Raw genomic sequence first — 19,662 nt, 5'->3', positions numbered from 1 at the left:
GCGCGAAGGATGCGCGGCCTTACCTTAGCCTTCATTCAGATCCGAGAAATGCCGTCCGTTCTTGATCATTTCGGAAAACATCTGGCTGGGCTGCCAGAATTCCGGGGCCTCGGGCAAATAGGATTTAAGCGCATTCTCAACCGCCAGAAGTCCGGTCTGGTCCGCCCACATCATCGGCCCACCGCGGTGACGTGGAAACCCATAGCCAAAGAGTTTCACAACATCGATGTCGGACGGGCGCAATGCCACCCCCTCCTCCAGAAGCCGCGCCCCTTCATTGGCCATGGCTGACAGGCAGCGCATCTGGATTTCATCCTCGGCAAATGGCCGGGGGCGGATGTTTTTTGCCCCCCGTTCCCGAGCGATGATCGACAGAACATCCGGGTTTTCAACCGGGCCATTTTCACCACCATAAATATAGTATCCCCGGCCGGTCTTCTGCCCGAACCAGCCCTGCTCGCAAATTCTGTCGCCAATCGCCACATATCGGTCCTTGGGATTACGGCTTTCGGCCAGACGTTTGCGGCGAGCCCAGGAAATATCCAGCCCTGCCATATCAAGCACCTGATACGGGCCAACCGGAAAGCCGAAAGAGCGCATCGCGGCGTCGATTTCCGCCGGGCTTGCCCCCTCTTCCAGCATGAAATCTGCGGCAAGACGGTAAGCCGCAAGGATGCGATTTCCGATGAAACCATCTGCCACGCCCGCCCGAACCGGCACCTTGCGCAGCTTCTTTGCCAAGGCAAATCCCGTCGCCACCACATCCCTGTGGGTCTTTTTGCCAACAACAACCTCAAGCAGTTTCATGATATGGGCTGGCGAAAAGAAGTGATACCCAACCACATCTTCGGGCCGAGATATCGTAGCGGCCAAAGCGTCAATATCGAGGTATGAGGTGTTGGTCGCCAGGATCGCGCCAGGGCGCATGACCGCGTCAAGCTGGGCGAACACACCGCGCTTGACCTCTTCATCCTCAAACACGGCCTCAATCACCAGATCCACCTTTGACAGATCCGACATCTCCGTCGTTCCGTTCAGCTGCGCCATGCGCGCTGCGCGAGTTTCCTCGGTGATGCGCCCCTTTTCCACGGAGCGAAGATAGTTCTTTTCTATCTTAGCAATGCCCGTATCCAAACCGTCCTGATGCCTCTCAACCAGCGTAACCGGGAAACCTGCGTCGAGGCAGGATATGGCAATACCTGACCCCATGGTGCCGGCACCAACAACGCCAATCTGCTTGATCTCCCGCAGCTCTGCCCCATCCAGCTCAGGCACTTTTGCTGCCCGACGCTCGGCAAAAAACGCGTGTCGCAGCGCCTCGGCCTGCGGGCTGGTTTCGCATTCGTCAAACGCCAGACGCTCCATGCTGATGCCCGCATCAAATGGCAGCAGCAAAGCAGCTTCGACACAATCAATAATACGGGAAATGTTGTTCAAAGGAGATTTCGCGTGTTTTTCCCGGGCCCGCGCCACCGCCGCACCAAAAGCCGCAACATCCCGCAGACCATCCTGTCGCGCGCGGGTCGGTCGCGGGCCGGCCTTATGCGCAATCAGGTTGCGCGCCGAGGCCATCGCCGCCTGATGCAGATTGCGATTGACGGCACGATCAATCAGGCCAAGGGCTTCGGCAGCCGGGGCGGAAACCGGTTTCCCGGAAATGATCATATCAAGCGCGCGCTCCGCACCGACCAGACGAGGCAACCTCTGGGTGCCTCCTCCGCCCGGCAGCACCCCCAACCCAACCTCAGGCAACCCCAAACGTGCAGATTTGTCTGCGATACGGTAATGGCATGCGAGCGCAAGTTCGAACCCTCCCCCCAGAGCGGTTCCCTGAATTTCAGCGATCACGGGAATGGAAAGCGCCTCTATCCTGTCACATATCTGAGACAGGATGGGCGGGGTGCGAGGGCGCCCAAATTCGCGAACGTCAGCACCTGCCGGAAAGGTGCGTCCTTCCGCTCTCAGAACCATCGCCTTGACCGAGGGGCTGCCGTCCAACCGATCCAGATGCTCCCATAATCCGGCGCGCACCTTATGTGACAACGCATTTACCGGCGGGTTGGCTATGGTCAGAACAGCCACTTCGTCATGGATTTCACAGGTTACCGCTTCGCTCATCATCCCCTCCTTGGCTTGCGGACAAGAAACGGCCTGACTTGCGGGCTGTCAATGCTGTGCTCAGGATGGGCCCAACTTTCCCGACCATGCGGTCGAAAATGCAACAGACCCTCCTGCTCGTCAGGAAGCGGACGCCATGCCAGCTTCCCCCGAGCTCAGGCACATTTTGGGCAAAACGGCGTGAACGGAACCACCTCCAAACGGGCTTCGGGAATATCGTCTCCGCATTTTACGCAGACCCCATACTCCCCTTCATCAATCCGCACCAGCGCAGCCTTGATCTTGGCAATCTCTTCCTGGCCTGAGGTGCCGAGCCCTTCCAGGACTTCATCTTCTTCACGCTCTACCGCCAGCTCCTCCCAGTCTTTCGACTGGTGACTGTCAAGCTCATCCTCAATCTCATGGAGCCGGACATCCAGTTCCTTCAGACGATCCTCGAGAATTTTTCGATATTTTGCTGTGTCGGTCATGGCAGAGCTCCTTTCTTCAGGATGCTGACATTCCAACGGAAAACTGACCTTGATACAGGTCAACCCCCGCGGAAAGTCATCGACCTCTTGGCTTAGTCATGCCCCCCGAGAGAGGCGAGATCGGATAGGTCAGGCAGGTCCCCAACCGCTTCGAGCGCAGGAAGATCGCCAATCCCCGCCCCGGCCTCCGCAGGATCAAGCGGGGGCAGATCAGGCAGGTCTGGCAAACCCGTCAAGTCACCGTCACCCGCCCCAGCCAGGCCGGGCGCGGCAGGCAAGCCCCCCAGCGCAGGTTGTTCCGACTTCTGGGGAAACAGCCCGGGATCTGACGAGAGGTTCCCAGCGGACAAGGCATTGATCGGGTCCGGCGCATCCGGTTCGGAAGCCGAGAGGTTGATCCGCAAGGCCCTGTGCCCCGCCTTGCCACCGAGAGCACCGTGGCACACCTTTTCACCCAGAATATCCTCCAGCTGGATCTGCGTGATCATTTTAGACGGAATTGGGAGCAGACTTCCAACCTCCAGCGCGGTGACCTGAGACAGGGGCATTTCCAACCGGTGCAACACAGCCTCCAGTCGGGTTTCGGCCCCCTGCACGACCTCTGCCAGCGCGCCATCTTCTTCGGCCTCCCCCACGGAGGGGGCAGGTGCGCTTTGCGGTGGCTCAAATGGAAACATCAGCCAGATGCGCCCCTGTTTGGCACCGTTTTCCATATCCAGATGCACGTCAAACAGACGATAGGGAATGTCCTCCATCGTCATTTGAATTGCTCGCGCATTTTCGAGCGGCATCACATATTTAAACCCTTGCCAGTTGGTGGCGCCGGGCAACCCTGCGTCTTCGCCTTCCGCGTGGAACGCGCGCAGAATATCGTCTATCAGATCCGCACACATGACCGCATCCGTGCGCGTTGGCGCCCGCTCGGCCGCAGGATTTGGCACCACCCGCCCGGTGGTCTGCTTTTCGATCACCCCCGCAAGGGCCTGGGCATCAAACAGGACCAGCCCCATCTGGTTCTTGGGGCCTTGCAAAAGGGTCACGAGGGCGTTTTCCGGCAGCTCCTCCACCAGTGTCGACAGAACAAGGCGCCGCATTTCGACCGATTGCGCAAAAACCTCAAGCGCAACCGAGGTCTCGCAGGCCCGCGCCAGCGCCAGCTTCAAAGCAAGCTCTGGCGTCATGCGACCGATTTCCGGCGGGGGTCGCCCTTCGCCAGCCAGTCGCCGCTTTACGTTTTTCTGGTCCGCGTCACTCATCACATCTGCCTGTTCATCCTGCCCCAAAGATGACCCGAACAGGGTTTACAAATCATTGAGATCGGGAAGACATCGGCAAAAAAGAACAGGTGGAACTTGGGGCAACTCTGCATCTGTCCGTGTCAGGTCACCAGCGGCAGCGATACCCGGAAGGCCGCCCCTCCCTGCCCCGGAAGATAGGTCAGTGTCCCCCCCAGCTTGTCCATGATTTCGCGGCAGATCGCGAGCCCAAGACCGGCGCCCCCGGCCGCCCTCTGATCAGACAGCCGAAAGAATTTCTCAAAAATCATCGCCTGGCTTTCCGCAGGAATTCCGGTCCCGTTGTCAATGAAATCAACGCGAAGCACCCCGGGGCGCCGGCTGACATGGATCTTTAGCCGTGCGACTGGTGCGTCACAATATTTGGCCGCATTGCTGATGAGATTGATAAAGACCTGAGCCAGCCGGTCCGTGTCAGTATAAAGATCAATCTGCTCCCCTTCCTCCCAGCGGCGGATGGTAAATTTATCTCTGGAAATGGAGCTTGTTGCCGCAACGGCGCGATCCAGGACCTGCTTGAGGCTTTCATGTTGCGGATTGAGCTGCACCTGCCCGTTTTCCAGCACGCTGAGGTCCAGGAGGTCATCGAGAAGACGGGTCAGGCGCACCGCTTCACCATGGATGATCGACGCATATTTCTCATGCGCCTCGGCATCCAGATCCCCCATGCGCAGGATCTCTGAAAAGGCACGGATCGATGTCATCGGGGTGCGCAGCTCATGACTGATCTGACTGAGAAAGGCATCTTTCTGGATCGATAGCTGTGTCAGTTTTTCGTTGACCTCGGACAGTCGGCGCGCCGTCGTGGTCAATTCGCTTTGCTTGGCTTCCAGTTGAGAAGAATATTCCAGCATCTGCTGCGTTTCATCGGCAACAGCCATCAGATCTTCCACCGAAACGGAGGCGCCGCCAACAATCTGACCGACCATGGCATGTGCCGTCGCGGCCCCAACGGATCCAGACAGTTCGCGCTCCAACTGCGCAATGAAATCTGGTGTTGTATCAGGCAGATAGCCATCTTTCCCCTGCCGCGTGGCGACATTCTGGAACAGCACTTGCGCCTCATCCGGCCCCATGATCCGTTGCGCCATGATCAGCAGGTCTTCGGCCTCCGCGCCCCCACGGGTCCAGCTCGGGGCATGTTCAGAATGATCGAACACATTGACAAACTGCGCGCCCTGAAGGCGCTCAAGCGGCGAGGGAAATGACATCAGGGAAACAGTGACAAAGGCACTGGTGTTGATCAGCATCGACCAGAAAAACGCATGGACAACAGGATCCATACCGCCCAGCCCAAACAGGGCGCGCGGACGCAACCATTCAATCCCCCATGGCCCATCCACCAGCATTTTTGCACTCATCAGACCTGCTTCTCCGAAGCTGGGAATGAACAGCGTATAGGCCCAGACGCCAAAGCCCGCGATCAGCCCAACCGCCGCCCCGTTGCGCGACGCCCCACGCCACAGGATACCGCCCAACAGTGCGGGCAGAACCTGGGCAACACCGGCGAAGGAAATCAGACCGATCGACGCCAGCGCCTCCCCCCCTCCGGAGAAGTGGTAGTAGAAATATCCCAGCAGCAGCACCGCCCCGATCGACAGACGGCGCGCTGACAGGACCAGATGGCGCACATCGCCGGACACGGTGGCCTCATCCACCCGGCGGGCGGCCAGCCAGATCGGCATGACAATATGGTTGGAGACCATGGTTGAAAGGGCAATTGAAGCGACAATCACCATCGAAGTGGCCGAGCTGAACCCGCCCAGAAATGATAGCATCGCCAGCCCCTGCTGATCGAAATGCAGCGGCAGGGTCAGCACGAACAGATCCGGGTTCGACCCTTCAGGCAGCACGGTCAATCCAACGGCGGCAACCGGCAACACAAAAAGGCTCATCAGCATCAGGTAGGTCGGAAAGGCCCATGAGGCGGTGGAGAGCTGGTTTTCATCAACATTTTCGACCACCAGAACCTGAAACATACGTGGCAGCGTCAGGAAAGCAGCCGCAGACAGAAAGGTCAGACCGGTCCAGCGCCCCGCACTGATGTTCCACGCGGCAATCGGGCTTTCTGAAATGGTTTGTGCAATCTCCCCAACGCCACCTGCCACACCCCAGACGACAAAAATCCCAACCGCCAGCAGGGCCACGAATTTCACAATTGCCTCAACCGCAATGGCTGTGACCACCCCGTTGTGACGTTCATTTGCGTCAAGGTTCCTGGTGCCAAACAGAATGGTGAAAAGCGCCAGCCCAATTGCCACCCAAAGCGCGGTGGCGGTGTGATCCACCCGCTCCAGCACCCCTTGCCCCAGCGCCGCCTCATGTTCGGCAAACACGGCAAACGAAAGCGTAACGGATTGAAGTTGAAGGGCAATATACGGCGTTGTCCCAACCACGGCCAGCAAGGTGACCAAAACACCCAGCCCGTTGGACTTGCCATATCGCGACGAAATCAGGTCCGCGATTGAGGTCACTCTCTGCGCGCGCCCAATCCGCACCAGCTTGCGCAAAATGCCCCACCAGCCAATCATCACCAATGTGGGGCCAAGATAGATCGTGACGAACTCCAACCCTGAACGCGCCGCATAGCCCACGGCACCGTAAAACGTCCAGGCGGTACAATAGACCGACAGGGACAAGGTGTAGATCATCGGATTGCGCAGCCAGCTGGCGCCCCCGTGGCGCGCCCGGCGATCCGCGCCAAAGGCCACGGCAAACAGGAACACGACATAAAGCAGGCAGACCAGAACCAGAATATTGAAGGGCAAAGCCATCACGATGACCTTGTTCGCGAGGCGGGTCCCGTGTCCGTTCCGCCCTCGTCACCCCGTCCGGCAGCCGGGCCCCGCCCAACGCCGCGCGACAGGATCGCGGTCACGATGATCAGCATGCACCAGGCGCCAAACAGATAGGCCAGCCAGCCCACCGTATCATTGCGCCCCTGACCTGCGGACAGCAAAGGCAGGAAAAACAACACGATCCCGAACAGGGGCACCACTCGCGCCGCATCTGACACCCGACGTCGGCGGTAATTCTGTCGGGCCAGGAACAAAGGTTCACGCCGTAGGCTCATTCTGCCCCTCAGTCACCGGCAATCTGTCGTAACGTTTCCAGCACCTCGGCATTTGAAAACGGCTTGGTCATGAACTTGCTGACCCCCAGGCGTTCTGCCAGTTCACGGTCATTTTTCTGACCACGCGCAGTCAGCATCAGCACGGGAATATCCCTGGTCGCGGGGTCCGCGCGCAGGTCCTGCAAGATATCATAGCCAGAGCGCCCGGGCAGCATCACATCCAGAACCAGCACATCCGGGTTGATCCGCAGCACGGTCTCCACGGCGGTTTCTCCGTTGGAATGGGTGCTGACGGTCCAGCCATCACGGCTCAGGATAAAGCTGATCGCCTCGATGATATTGGGTTCGTCTTCGATCAACAGAACCTGACGCGACAACCGGGCTGTGCGGCCTTGCTCTCTCGCCGCCTGATCTGGATTTCGATCCGTCAAATTTGTCATTCGTCCTCCCCGACTGACGATACATGACGCCTGCCGCCCCTGACTATGTGAAAATCCGGGCCATATGTCAAAACGGATGTTCTGTTCGGGCGGGTATGGCAGTGGATTTCCTGCCCCAAAGCACTCAACCAGACAGGATCGACGGTTCGCGGCGCGACGCACAGCCTTCGCGGGCGCAGACCCGACAGGAGGACCCAGCAAGAATTGGGTTCTCGGCAGGTGGTGCGACATCATCCTCGGGCAAAATCAACATCGTGACCTCGTTACGTGGTGGCACATCAAACTGCGGCACACCAACAGGCTGAGAGATTGCAAGGCACCTGAAGCGGCGCGCATTCCGTCCCCCCATGTCCAGCAGGGCTGAAACCGGCTCTCCCGGTCGCGACAATGCATGATAAAGCGGCCAGAGCGGGCATCCGGCGCCAAATCGCGGCAGGGCAAACCCACTGACCGGCTTTCGAAAAGTGATCGCCCCTGCCCCATCACAAATCAGCAATCCAGAGCTTTGCGCACCGTCTTCCGCTTTGGGCAAGGCCGCGACACGACGCAGGATCCGGTCGATCGGCTGGGCAAAATGTGCGGCAAGAGCAGAAATATCCCCCGCGGACCGCTCCCATTGCTCCGTGAACCGTGCCATCGGGACCAGCTGCGCATCCTCGACATAGCGTTCGAGCCAGCTCCGGGTCAGCAATCGCGCTTCATCGCTTTGAAGATGTTCTGATGTTTCAATCAGCGTTGCAATCTGCGGCCCCAGATCCGCCTGCTCCCCTTCCAGCGACGCAAACACCCACTGGTGCGCTGCGAAAAAGGCCGTCATCTCTTCCTGCGGAACCAGGGGCGTGGTCTCTTGATCTGCCCCGGCATCAAGGTAATCCACCAATCCCTGCGCCGAGGCCGACAGACGGCGGCTTTCCTCTCGCATGTTGCGCAGGAAACGAGATTGCCATTCCGGGTCGATATCCACGTTGTCGGACAGGATCGACGCGGTGGACCGAATGGCCGTAACGGTTGAAATGACTTCATGCAGGCTGGCGGCAAGTTGCGGGTCATGGGTCAAACGGTCGGTCAGTGCCTCGGCGGTATGCTCAAGCGCCTCGATCCGGCGGTGCTGGGCGGAAATCAACGCGGTCCAGCCCGGAAAGCGCCCGGCCAGATCCTCGACCTTGTCAAGCTCCGCCGCGGCCTGCGGCAGGCGCACCGCCGCGTCCTTCAGACGGCCGACCAATGCGTCCTCGGCCCCCTCAGTCAGCTGCACCGGATCAACAGCAAGCGCGCGTGCCAGATTGTTCAGAAGCTTGCCGCCGATTCTGCGCCGATTGTGTTCGATCAGATTGAGATAAGCGGCGGAAATTCCGACCTCGCGTGCCAAGGCCGCCTGCTTTTGCCCCAGATATAGACGTCTTTCGCGGATACGGCTGCCGGTCAGGCGGGATTGCGGCATGGGTTTTCCTAGTATTATGAACCACTTTCTGCATATGCGGGAAAATGTTTTTACATATTTCGCAACTGCACAGTTCAGAGCTTAACAAATAAATCCTTATTTAAAAAGCACTTGTTGATTGGTTTTCAGATCCACCCTTAAACTGAACACGTTCTGTAAATAAGGAACACGGGCGCGTGCGGAGGAGGCACAGGCCCAAAATGACCAAACGGGAGGATTACATGTCCAATTCGAATTTCACACGTCGCGGCCTGCTGAAGACCAGCGCCGTTGCCGGTGCTGGCGTTGCGCTGCCGACGATTTTCACGGCCTCGTCGGCCGCCGCCTATACCAACGAACCCACTGGCGGCACCGTGACCCTGGGCTTCAACGTGCCGCAGACCGGCCCCTATGCGGACGAGGGTGCAGACGAACTGCGCGCCTATCAGCTGGCGGTTGAGCATCTGAACGGCGAAGGTGACGGTGGTATGCTGAACACCTTCAGCTCGAAGGCGCTGAAGGGCAACGGTATTCTGGGCAAGAAAGTCGAGTTCGTGACCGGCGACACCCAGACAAAATCGGACGCGGCACGCGCCTCGGCCAAGTCGATGATCGAAAAGGACGGCGCGGTGATGATCACCGGCGGCTCGTCCTCGGGCGTGGCCATCGCCGTTCAGGGGCTGTGCCAGGAAGCAGGCGTGATCTTCATGGCCGGGCTGACCCACTCGAACGACACCACCGGCAAGGACAAGAAGGCCAACGGTTTCCGTCACTTCTTCAACGCCTACATGTCGGGTGCCGCGCTGGCCCCGGTGCTGGCAGCCCGCTATGGCGCGGATCGCAAGGCCTATCACCTGACCGCCGACTACACCTGGGGCTGGACGCAGGAAGCGTCGATCACCGCTGCGACCGAAGCCCTGGGCTGGGAGACCGTGAACGCGGTGAAGACCCCGCTGTCAGCCACCGACTTCTCGTCCTACATCACCCCGGTTCTGCAAACCGATGCAGACGTGCTGGTCCTGAACCACTACGGCGGCAACATGGTGAATTCGCTGACCAATGCGGTGCAGTTTGGTCTGCGTGAGAAGCAGGTGAACGGCAAGAATTTCGAAATTGTCGTGCCGCTGTTCTCGCGTCTGATGGCGCGCGGTGCGGGTGAGAACATCAAGGGGATCCTTGGCTCGACCAACTGGCACTGGTCACTGACCGACGAAGGATCGCAGGCTTTCGTAAAATCCTTCGGCACCAAATATGGCTTCCCGCCGTCCCAGGCCGCCCACACGGTTTACTGCCAGACCCTGCTTTATGCTGACGCCTGTGAGCGCGCCGGCACCTTCAACCCATGTGGTGTAGGCGAAGCTCTGGAAGGGTTCGAGTTTGACGGGCTGGGCAATGGCAAAACCATTTACCGCGCCGACGATCACCAGTGCTTCAAGGACGTGCTGGTTGTGAAAGGGAAAGACAACCCGACCTCCGAGTTCGACCTTTTGGAAGTTGTGGAAGTCACCCCGGCGGCCCAGGTCACGTATGACCCGGAGCATCCGATGTTTGCAGGCGGCAATCTGGGCACCTGCAACGCAGGCTAACACCCTGTAACCACTCACAATCCACCCCGCGCATTCCCGAATGCGCGGGGCCTTGGGGCCGGGGCGATCACGCAACCGGGCTCGTCACACATACCTATTCGGTGGGGAAAATGGACGGCATTCTTCTTCAGATCCTGAACGGGCTCGACAAGGGCTCGGCCTATGCGATGATCGCACTTGGGCTCACACTCATCTTCGGCACATTGGGGGTCGTGAATTTTGCCCATGGGGCATTGTTCATGATCGGCGCCTTCTGTGCCGTGACCCTGCAACGCATCTTCAGCCTCAGCTTTGAGACATTGGACCCGACCAGGAAGGACTTTCTTGGCAATCCGCTGAAGGTGAAAACCCCCTATGTGGAAAGCTGGTTCGGACCAGAGATGGGGGCATCGATCATCGACTGGTCGGTGCCGTTGGCGATCCTTTTCTCAGTGCCGATCATGCTGTTTGTCGGCTGGGCGATGGAGCGCGGTCTGATCAAGCATTTCTACAAACGCCCCCATGCGGATCAGATCCTTGTGACCTTTGGTCTGGCGATTGTCATGCAGGAGATCATCAAGCATTACTACGGCGCCAACCCGATCCCCACTTCTGCGCCTGACGCTTTCAAGGGATCGTTCGATTTTGGCGTGATGTTGGGGTTTGATCCCAATGTGATCATCTACCCCTATTGGCGCCTGGTCTATTTCCTGTTCTCAGCCATCGTGATTTCTGCGGTCTTTGCCTTCCTCAACTTCACCACTTTCGGAATGGTGGTGCGGGCAGGCATGGCTGATCGTCAGACCGTGGGCCTTCTGGGCATCAATATTGACCGGCGTTTCACCATCATGTTCGGCATTGCCGCCGCCGTCGCGGGCCTGGCCGGGGTGATGTATGCGCCCATCAACTCGCCCAATTACCACATGGGCATGGATTTTCTGGTTCTGAGTTTCGTCGTTGTGGTTGTCGGTGGCATGGGCAGCCTGCGTGGCGCCATTGCGGCTGGCTTCCTGCTGGGCATCCTTGAAAGCTTTGCCTCGATGAACTGGATCAAAGATCTGATCCCCGGCATTGACCAGATCATCATCTACCTGGTTGCCATTCTTATTCTGCTCACCCGCCCGCGGGGTCTGATGGGCCGCAAAGGCGTGATGGAGGACTGATACATGCTTGGACTTGATAAACGCGACACCAAATTCCTGCTGATTGTCATCTTCCTGACACTGGCAACCCCGATCCTGCTGCAACCCTTCCCGGAAGGGTCCGCGCTGGCGCAGTTCAACGCGGGCTACCCGGACCTGATGCAGCGCTTTGCAATCTTTGGCATCTTTGCCATCGGTTTTAACATCCTCTTTGGCCTGACCGGCTATCTCTCCTTCGGTCACGCGGCCTTTCTGGGCATCGGCTCCTACTCGGTGGTCTGGATGTATAAGCTCTTGGATTACAACGTGATCTGGGGCCTGCCGCTGGCGGTTATCATGTCGGGGCTGTTTGCTCTCCTGATCGGCTATGTCAGCCTGCGCCGCTCAGGCATCTATTTCTCGATCCTGACGCTGGCCTTTGCGCAAATGTCGTTCAACCTGGCCTATTCGGTGCTGACGCCGATCACCAACGGCGAGACCGGCCTTCAGGTTTACACTGATGATCCGCAGATCCTGCAGGCGGCGACTGACCCGACCAGCCCGCATCTGTTTGGCATCGTGATGAACCAATCGTCAAAGATCAATGTGGGAGATTGGGTGTTCACCTTCAACAATGGCTACTATTTCTGTGCCGTGATTGCGATCATCGCCTTTTACATCTCGCTGCGCATCTTCCGCTCGCCGTTTGGCCTGATGCTGCGCGCAATCAAATCGAACCAGCAGCGCCTGAACTATACCGGCCTCAATGCCCGTCCCTATACGCTGGCTGCCTTTGTGATTTCGGGCATGTATGCGGGGCTTGCTGGCGGTCTGATGGCCTCGATGGACCCGCTGGCGGGTGCTGAACGGATGCAGTGGACGGCCTCGGGCGAAGTGGTTTTGATGACCATCCTCGGCGGCGTTGGCACCATGATGGGTCCGGTTCTGGGTGCAGGTGTGATCAAATACATGGAGAACATCTTTTCCAAGATCAACGAGCAGGTGCTGCACGAGTGGTTTGGCTGGCTGCCCGATGGGCTGGAAAGCTTTGTGATCTACGTGGCGGAACATTTTGTCGGCTCTGGTTGGCATATGACCTCGGGGGTTCTGTTCATGCTGGTTGTGATCTTCCTGCCTGGCGGACTTGTCGAAGGGGGACAGCGCCTGAAATCCCTGTTCAAGAAAGGTGGGGATGGAGATCAGGACGACCCGGAACATCACCCGAAACATGCGCCCCATGTGGCCGAATAAAAGGAGCCTGACAGATGGGAATTCTTGAAGTCAAAGGTGTAGGCAAACGGTTCGGCGGCCTTCAGGCGCTCGGCGACGTGAACCTGAGTGTGCAGGAACAGACGGTCCATGCGATCATCGGCCCCAATGGGGCAGGCAAATCAACGCTGCTCAATTGCTTCGTCGGCAAGCTGATCCCGGACACGGGCAGCGTGATGTTCGACGGGCAGTCCCTGTTGGGGCGCACCCCCCATGAAATCACCCAGATGGGGGTCAGCCGCGTGTTCCAGACCCCGGAAATCTTTGGGGATCTGGACGTGATGGAGAACATGCTGATCCCCTGCTTTGCCAAACGGGACGGGGCGTTTCGCCTGCATGCCTTCGAAGGCATCAAGGATGAGAAGGCGCTGATCGAAAAAGCCGAGCAGATGCTCATTGACGTCAATATGATCGACAAGCGCCATATGCAGGCATCCTCGATGTCACGTGGTGACAAGCGGCGGCTCGAAATGGCGATGTGCCTGGTGCAGGACCCCAAGCTCCTGCTGCTGGACGAACCCACCGCCGGCATGGCGCGCGCGGACACCAACAACACGATCGACCTTTTGAAAGAGATCAAGGAAAAGCGCGACATCACCATGGCGATCATCGAACATGACATGCATGTGGTGTTCTCGCTCGCCGATCGCATCACCGTTCTGGCCCAGGGCACGCCGCTGGTCGAGGACACGCCGGAAAATATCAGAGACAACCCGAAAGTGCGCGAAGCCTATCTGGGTGAGACACAGCAATAAGGAGCGAAACATGGCTGACTCGTCGATGAATGAGACCTTGCTGAGCGAACAACCCAAGGTGAAACGCAAGGATTTCTCGAAAAACCGCAACCACGCCGCCACCGCGCCTGCTTATTTCTCGGTCTGGGATCTGCACGCCTATTATGGCGAAAGCTATATCGTGCAGGGCATCAGTTTTAATGTGCATGAAGGTGAAATCCTCGCCCTTCTTGGGCGCAACGGGGCGGGCAAGACCTCAACCCTGCGCGCCATCGCACGGATGGATGAACCGATGCTGACCCATGGTGAGATCTGGCTCGATCATCAGCATCTGCACGACCGCAAAAGCTATGAGGCCGCGCAGCTGGGCATGGCGCTGGTGCCCGAAGACCGCTCGATCATCCAGGGTCTGACGGTCGAGGAGAACCTGCAACTGGCACAGATTGCCCCGCCGCTGGGCTGGTCGCTGGATCGGGTCTATGACCTGTTTCCCCGCCTGAAGGAACGCCGCAAGCAAGAAGGCACCACCCTGTCAGGTGGCGAACAGCAAATGCTCGCCATCGCCCGCGCTTTGGTGCGGGATATCAAGGTCTTGTTGCTGGACGAACCTTATGAAGGTCTGGCCCCGGTGATCGTGGACGAGATCGAAAAGACGCTTAATATCATCAAGGAACAGGGCATCACCACGGTGATCGTCGAACAAAACGCCGTGCGTGCGCTGCAGCTTGCTGACCGCGCGGTGATCCTGGATACGGGCAGTGTGGTCTATGACGGAAGCGCCGACGAAGTGCTGGAAAACGAAGCCCTGCGCAATGAATACCTCGCGATCTGATGTCGGATACGGCCTGTCAATTCGTCGAGTTCGCGCTGGACAGGGGATGCCTGCTGGTATCCCCTGACAGAACCACACGCTCATGACGACAGGAAGAGATCCGCAATGACTGACACAACCTATCCCCCCTCCGCCGAATTTGCGGCCAACGCCCTTATCAATGCCGACAAATACCAAAAGATGTATGCCGCCAGCGTAAACGACAGCGATGCGTTCTGGCGCGATCATGTCACGCGGCTGGATTGGGCCACGGCTCCGACGGTCATGAAAAATGTGACCTATGCCCATCCGGATGTGTCGATCAAATGGTTTGAAGATGGCGCGTTGAACGTCGCCGCAAATTGCATCGACCGGCACCTGACCGAGCGGGCAGATCAGACCGCAATCATCTGGGAATCCGATGATCCCAATGTGGACAAGCACATCACCTATCGAGAGTTGCATGAGAACGTCTGCAAACTGGCCAATGTCTACAAAGACCTCGGCGTGGGCAAAGGCGACCGCGTGGTGCTTTACCTTCCGATGATCCCCGAAGCGGCCTATGCGATGCTGGCCTGCGCTCGCATCGGTGCCATACATTCGATTGTCTTTGCCGGGTTTTCCCCGGAGGCGCTCGCCTCGCGCGTCGAGGATTGCGGCGCATCCCTGGTGGTCACGGCGGACGAGGCCCCGCGCGGAGGGCGCAACACGCCGTTGAAATCCAACGTGGATGCAGCCCTTGAACACGGCACCCTTGGCAACACCCCGGTTCTGGTGGTCGAACGCACCGGCGGCGACGTGAAAATGGTCGAAGGCCGCGACGTCAGCTATGCGGCGAAGATGGCCGATGCCAGCACCAACTGCCCGGCGGAACCGATGAATGCGGAAGACCCGCTGTTTATCCTCTACACGTCGGGCTCCACCGGAAAACCCAAGGGCGTGCTGCACAGCTCCGGCGGCTATCTCCTATGGGCGGCGATGACCCATGAATATGTGTTCGATTACCATGACGGCGACATCTACTGGTGTACGGCGGATGTGGGCTGGGTCACGGGGCACAGTTACATCGTCTACGGGCCGCTTGCGAACGGCGCCACGACGCTGATGTTCGAAGGTGTGCCCACCTACCCGGATGCGGGGCGGTTCTGGGCCGTTTGCGAAAAACACAAGGTCAACCAGTTCTACACCGCCCCCACCGCAATCCGCGCGCTGATGGCGCGTGGTAATGAGTTCGTTGAGAAATATGACCTCAGCGATCTGAAAGTGCTGGGCACTGTCGGCGAACCAATCAACCCCGAGGCCTGGAACTGGTATAACGAGGTGGTGGGCAAAGGCCGCTGCCCCATTGTCGACACCTGGTGGCAGACGGAGACAGGCGGTCATCTGCTCACCCCCCTGCCCGGTGCGACCGCCACCAAACCCGGATCGGCCACCACGCCGTTTTTCGGAGTGCAGCCCGTGATCCTCGACCCGCAAACAGGTGAGGAAATTCACGAAACCGAAGCCGAAGGTGTGCTGTGCATGAAAGACAGCTGGCCCGGTCAGATGCGCACCGTTTACGGTGATCACGACCGTTTCGTGGCCACCTATTTTGCCGATTACAAGGGCTATTACTTTACCGGCGACGGCTGCCGTCGTGATGCGGATGGGTATTACTGGATCACCGGTCGTGTGGATGACGTGATCAACGTGTCGGGCCACCGGATGGGCACTGCCGAAGTGGAAAGCGCACTGGTGGCTCATGCCAAGGTGTCTGAGGCCGCCGTGGTTGGGTTTCCTCATGATATCAAGGGACAAGGCATCTATTGTTACGTCACCTTGATGGATGGAGAAGTCTATAGCGACGCGTTGAAAACCGAATTGCGCAATTGGGTCCGACAAGAGATCGGCCCGATTGCAAGCCCGGATCACATACAGTGGGCCCCCGGCCTGCCAAAGACCCGGTCCGGCAAGATCATGCGCCGCATCCTGCGCAAGATTGCCGAAAACGATCACGGCGCGCTGGGGGACACCTCAACGCTTGCCGACCCGTCCGTTGTGGAAGAGCTGATAAGCAATCGCAAGGACGCGTAACCTCACTCCCCGAGAGGGTCCTTCCTGACATTTGGGACCCTCATCTCTCAGCGCCGGTGCTTATGCATCGGCGCTCTTTTTTGCGCATTTTTCCGCGTGTTTCCCGGCTTTTGAAAACGGGAATTGCGCCAAGCTCAGGGAGGGGAAATGGTGGGGTATCAACAATTTGTGAGGGCAAAAAATGTATAAGTCCATTATCATCCTGACCCTGTCCGCGGGCCTTGGCCTGGCCGGGTGTCAGCGTCTTCCCGATGACCAGCAACGCGTCATTGCCACCGGATCAGGGGCCGTCGCAGGCCTGGCACTCGCCGATCTTCTGGGGGCCAACTCCAATTGGAAAGTGGTCGGCACAGTGGCAGGGGCCGTTGCAGGCAACCTGATTGCCAAGAATGCCGAAAAGAACCAATGCGCCTATGCGGATGGCAGGGGCGGGTATTACACCGGCGCGTGCTGAACAGGATCGGAGGCCTTGGTCACAGGGCCTCCACCATCCACGCTGAGCCAGCCCTCAGCCAGACTACGCTTCAGCTGTCACCGGATATACCACCGGCCTCCAGTCGCTGACGCAACACGGTTTTCAGCACCTTGCCATAGTTGTTTTTTGGTAATTCCGAGAGTTGGAAATAGGCTTTCGGTCGCTTGAAGCGGGCGATCTGCGCCAGGCAATGGGCATCCAGCGCCGCCTCGTCCAGATGTTCACCGGGGGCTGCGACCACAAAGGCAACCACATCCTCACCCCATTCCGCATTCGCTCTCCCCACCACGGAGACTTCATGCACCGAAGGGTGGGTCAAAAGCGCCTCTTCCACCTCGCGCGGATAGATGTTGGTGCCACCGGAAATAATCACGTCCTTTGAACGATCCCGCATGGTCAGGTATCCATCCTGATCCAAAAACCCCATATCGCCAGTCATCAGCCATCCGTTCACAAGGGTCTTTTCCGTAGCCTCCGGGTTCTGCCAATAGCCCGGCATCACCGGGGTGCCCCGCACCATGATCTCTCCCACCTCACCGGGGGGAAGAGGGGCCCCAGTGTCGTCCCCGACCATCACCTCAACCACGCTTTGCGCACGCCCCACCGACGCCAGCCGCTCCCGCCAGCGCGGATGGCTGCGATCCGCCACTTCTTCCTTGCGCAATGCCGTGATCGCCATCGGGCATTCCCCCTGCCCATAGATCTGCGCAAAGACCGGACCAAACCAGTCCACCGCCTCAGCGATATCGGCCACATACATCGGGCCACCACCGTAGACGATGGTCTTGATCCCCGCGCCACGCCGCCCAGCCCTTTTGGCGACATCGGTCAGGCGGCGCACCATGGTTGGTGCCATGAACATCGACAATGGTCCCTGAGTTTCGGCAGCCTCCAGCAGCTCCAATTCATCAAACCCGCCGGATGCGGGGGTGATGTGACGTGCGCCTTTCGCCACGTGGATCGGGGCATAGATCCCGGCCCCGTGGCTCATCGGAGCCATGTAGAAAGCCGCATCCTCCGGGTGCACCTCGTCGCAATCAAGCAGATAGGACAGGGATGTTGCGCGGATCATGCCATGGGTGATGAACACACCCTTGGGCTGTCCGGTGGTGCCCGAAGTGTAAAAGAGCCAGGCCAGGTCCCGATCAGCACGTGGCACAATCGGAACAGGATCCGTCGCAGAGATCTGGGCAAACTCGGCGCTGGTGACATCCAATATTGGCAGGTCTGTTTCGCCCTGTAATTCCGCCCCCAATTCGGGGGTGACCAGCACCAGACTGGCGCCGGAATTGTCCAGTATATAGGCCACTTCTTTCGGGTGCAGCTTGGCGTTGATTGGCACAACCCCCGCACCAGCCGCCCATGCCCCATAGAACCCAAGCAAGTATTCCGGGCAGTTTTTCATGAACAAGGCCACACGGTCCCCCGGCGCTATTCCCCGCGCCTGCAGCCCCGCAGCCAGACCAAGGGACGCACGATAGAACCCTGCATAATCAAATACCTGCGTCTTGCCCTGGAAAATTGCCGGTCGATGCCCCTGAACTTTCGCAATCCGTTCCAACCACAGCGAAAGGTTCATCGCACTCCCTCCAGGATAGACGCATAGGAGGCAACACCCGAGCCGCCCATATTGAAGACCAGCCCCCGCTCGGCCCCGGCGACCTGCATCCCCGCTGCCGCACCTGTGACCTGACGCGCCATCAGAACATGCATCGACACACCGGTGGCACCTACCGGATGCCCTTTGGCCTTCAGCCCACCAGACAGGTTGACCGGGAGCGCCCCGCCGCGCTGCACGATCCCATCCTGAAGGGCCTGAGCCCCCTGCCCCGGCTCGGCAAGTCCCATCGCTTCGTAGATCATCAGCTCGGCAATGGTGAAACAATCATGCACCTCGGCCAGATGCAGGTTAGCAAGCCCCATGCCCGCCTCGGTGAGCGCCGCCAGAATGGCCCGCTTCGGCCCTTCAAACGCGGTCAGATCCCGGCGCGACATTGGCAGGAAATCATTCACCTGCTGGCTGGCCGCAAAACGCACCGCGCGCGGCATGGACCGGGCCACATCATCCGACACCATCACCAGCGCCGCCGCCCCGTCGGAGACCAGCGAACAATCGGTGACCTTTAACGGGTCCGCCACCATCGGGTTCTTGTCGCTCACCTCGGCGCAGAACTCATAGGAAAGTTCCTTGTGAAGCTGCGCCAGTGGGTTGCGCATTGCATTGGCATGATTCTTCACAGCAATCTGCGCAAGCGCATCGGACTGATCACCGTATTTGTCGAAATAGGCCCGCGCAAATCCGGCAAAGACCTGCGGAAAGCTCATTCCCGTCTCTTCGGCCTGATAGGCCGCATGCCCCAAACCGCGCGCCACCTCAGACGTGGGCAAGTGGGTCATCTTTTCCGCGCCGATCACCAGGGCAATCTTGGTGCGCCCGCTTTCAATCGCATCGCGCGCGGCAAAGATCGCAGCCGCCCCGGACGCACAGGCATTTTCAAGCCGCGTCGCGGGGGTGAAACGCAGATCATCATGGATACCAAGCGCCAATGACGCCGGAAACCCATCCCCCACCATGCCCCCGTTGAAATGCCCAAGCCAGATGCCGTCAACATCCCCGGGCGCCACGCCCGCATGGTCCAACGCTTCACGCCCTGCGCTGATGATCAATGCTTCAAGATCAAAATCCGCTAGTTTGCCAAATTTGGTATGGCCCCAACCCACAATTTGCACCATGCTCCACTCCTGTCATTTGGCCTGTTCACGACAAAGAGTATCACGTTCCGGGGCAAGGTGGCGCA

At 59.0% G+C, this 19,662-nt stretch carries 16 protein-coding genes; 7 read left to right on the top strand and 9 right to left on the bottom strand.

Annotated elements, in window-relative coordinates; genetic code table 11:
* Positions 1–24: 24 nt before the first annotated feature.
* From K3J57_RS04190 to K3J57_RS04160, 7 genes are all read right to left on the bottom strand, one after another.
* A complete protein-coding gene (locus K3J57_RS04190) occupies positions 25–2,118 on the bottom strand; it encodes a 3-hydroxyacyl-CoA dehydrogenase NAD-binding domain-containing protein (RefSeq protein ID WP_259794154.1) in 2,094 nt (697 codons plus the stop codon).
* 155 nt (positions 2,119–2,273) lie between these two features.
* The gene (locus K3J57_RS04185; protein ID WP_173485562.1) at positions 2,274–2,588 is read right to left on the bottom strand and encodes a TraR/DksA family transcriptional regulator; all 315 of its coding nucleotides are present in this window, start codon (positions 2,586–2,588) and stop codon (positions 2,274–2,276) included.
* Positions 2,589–2,680: 92 nt separating this feature from the next.
* Positions 2,681–3,844: a FliM/FliN family flagellar motor switch protein gene (locus K3J57_RS04180; protein WP_259794153.1), complete on the bottom strand. Its 1,164-nt coding sequence runs from the start codon at positions 3,842–3,844 to the stop codon at positions 2,681–2,683.
* A 122-nt stretch (positions 3,845–3,966) separates the two neighbouring features.
* Positions 3,967–6,651 carry an ATP-binding protein gene (locus tag K3J57_RS04175; protein WP_259794852.1) on the bottom strand — a complete coding sequence of 895 codons (2,685 nt, stop codon included), beginning with the start codon at positions 6,649–6,651 and terminating at the stop codon, positions 3,967–3,969.
* A 5-nt stretch (positions 6,652–6,656) separates the two neighbouring features.
* Entirely contained in the window at positions 6,657–6,956 is a 300-nt protein-coding gene (locus K3J57_RS04170) for a hypothetical protein (protein WP_259797224.1), read from the bottom strand.
* 8 nt (positions 6,957–6,964) lie between these two features.
* Positions 6,965–7,333 carry a response regulator transcription factor gene (locus tag K3J57_RS04165; protein ID WP_259794851.1) on the bottom strand — a complete coding sequence of 123 codons (369 nt, stop codon included), beginning with the start codon at positions 7,331–7,333 and terminating at the stop codon, positions 6,965–6,967.
* 187 nt (positions 7,334–7,520) lie between these two features.
* Positions 7,521–8,837: a helix-turn-helix domain-containing protein gene (locus K3J57_RS04160; RefSeq protein ID WP_259794151.1), complete on the bottom strand. Its 1,317-nt coding sequence runs from the start codon at positions 8,835–8,837 to the stop codon at positions 7,521–7,523.
* 221 nt (positions 8,838–9,058) lie between these two features.
* Here K3J57_RS04160 and K3J57_RS04155 point away from each other — a divergent pair, with 221 nt between their 5' ends.
* From K3J57_RS04155 to K3J57_RS04125, 7 genes are all read left to right on the top strand, one after another.
* The gene (locus K3J57_RS04155) at positions 9,059–10,402 is read left to right on the top strand and encodes a substrate-binding protein (protein WP_173485630.1); all 1,344 of its coding nucleotides are present in this window, start codon (positions 9,059–9,061) and stop codon (positions 10,400–10,402) included.
* Between the two features lie 110 nt (positions 10,403–10,512).
* Positions 10,513–11,544, top strand: coding sequence for a branched-chain amino acid ABC transporter permease (locus K3J57_RS04150; protein WP_173485558.1), 1,032 nt, complete (start codon positions 10,513–10,515; stop codon positions 11,542–11,544).
* A 3-nt stretch (positions 11,545–11,547) separates the two neighbouring features.
* Entirely contained in the window at positions 11,548–12,753 is a 1,206-nt protein-coding gene (locus K3J57_RS04145; protein ID WP_259797222.1) for a branched-chain amino acid ABC transporter permease, read from the top strand.
* Positions 12,754–12,767: 14 nt separating this feature from the next.
* Positions 12,768–13,526 carry an ABC transporter ATP-binding protein gene (locus tag K3J57_RS04140; protein WP_173485556.1) on the top strand — a complete coding sequence of 253 codons (759 nt, stop codon included), beginning with the start codon at positions 12,768–12,770 and terminating at the stop codon, positions 13,524–13,526.
* Positions 13,527–13,551: 25 nt separating this feature from the next.
* Positions 13,552–14,337, top strand: a complete 786-nt coding sequence (locus K3J57_RS04135; RefSeq protein ID WP_371732372.1) for an ABC transporter ATP-binding protein — start codon at positions 13,552–13,554, stop codon at positions 14,335–14,337.
* Between the two features lie 105 nt (positions 14,338–14,442).
* Positions 14,443–16,389, top strand: coding sequence for an acetate--CoA ligase (gene acs / locus K3J57_RS04130; protein ID WP_259786437.1), 1,947 nt, complete (start codon positions 14,443–14,445; stop codon positions 16,387–16,389).
* Positions 16,390–16,570: 181 nt separating this feature from the next.
* Positions 16,571–16,843 carry a YMGG-like glycine zipper-containing protein gene (locus tag K3J57_RS04125; RefSeq protein WP_259786436.1) on the top strand — a complete coding sequence of 91 codons (273 nt, stop codon included), beginning with the start codon at positions 16,571–16,573 and terminating at the stop codon, positions 16,841–16,843.
* Between the two features lie 70 nt (positions 16,844–16,913).
* Here K3J57_RS04125 and K3J57_RS04120 read toward each other — a convergent pair whose 3' ends face one another.
* Complete coding sequence (locus K3J57_RS04120) at positions 16,914–18,443, bottom strand: class I adenylate-forming enzyme family protein (protein ID WP_259797220.1); 1,530 nt, start codon at positions 18,441–18,443, stop codon at positions 16,914–16,916.
* Positions 18,440–19,597: an acetyl-CoA acetyltransferase gene (locus K3J57_RS04115; protein ID WP_259797219.1), complete on the bottom strand. Its 1,158-nt coding sequence runs from the start codon at positions 19,595–19,597 to the stop codon at positions 18,440–18,442. Before K3J57_RS04115 ends, K3J57_RS04120 begins: the two co-directional genes overlap by 4 nt.
* Between the last annotated feature and the right edge of the window lie 65 nt (positions 19,598–19,662).

It is taken from the genome of Aliiroseovarius crassostreae, assembly GCF_025137635.1.
Lineage (GTDB): Bacteria > Pseudomonadota > Alphaproteobacteria > Rhodobacterales > Rhodobacteraceae > Aliiroseovarius > Aliiroseovarius crassostreae.
Note: the sequence above shows the minus strand (reverse complement) of the source record. Positions and strands in the feature narration are given on the sequence as shown.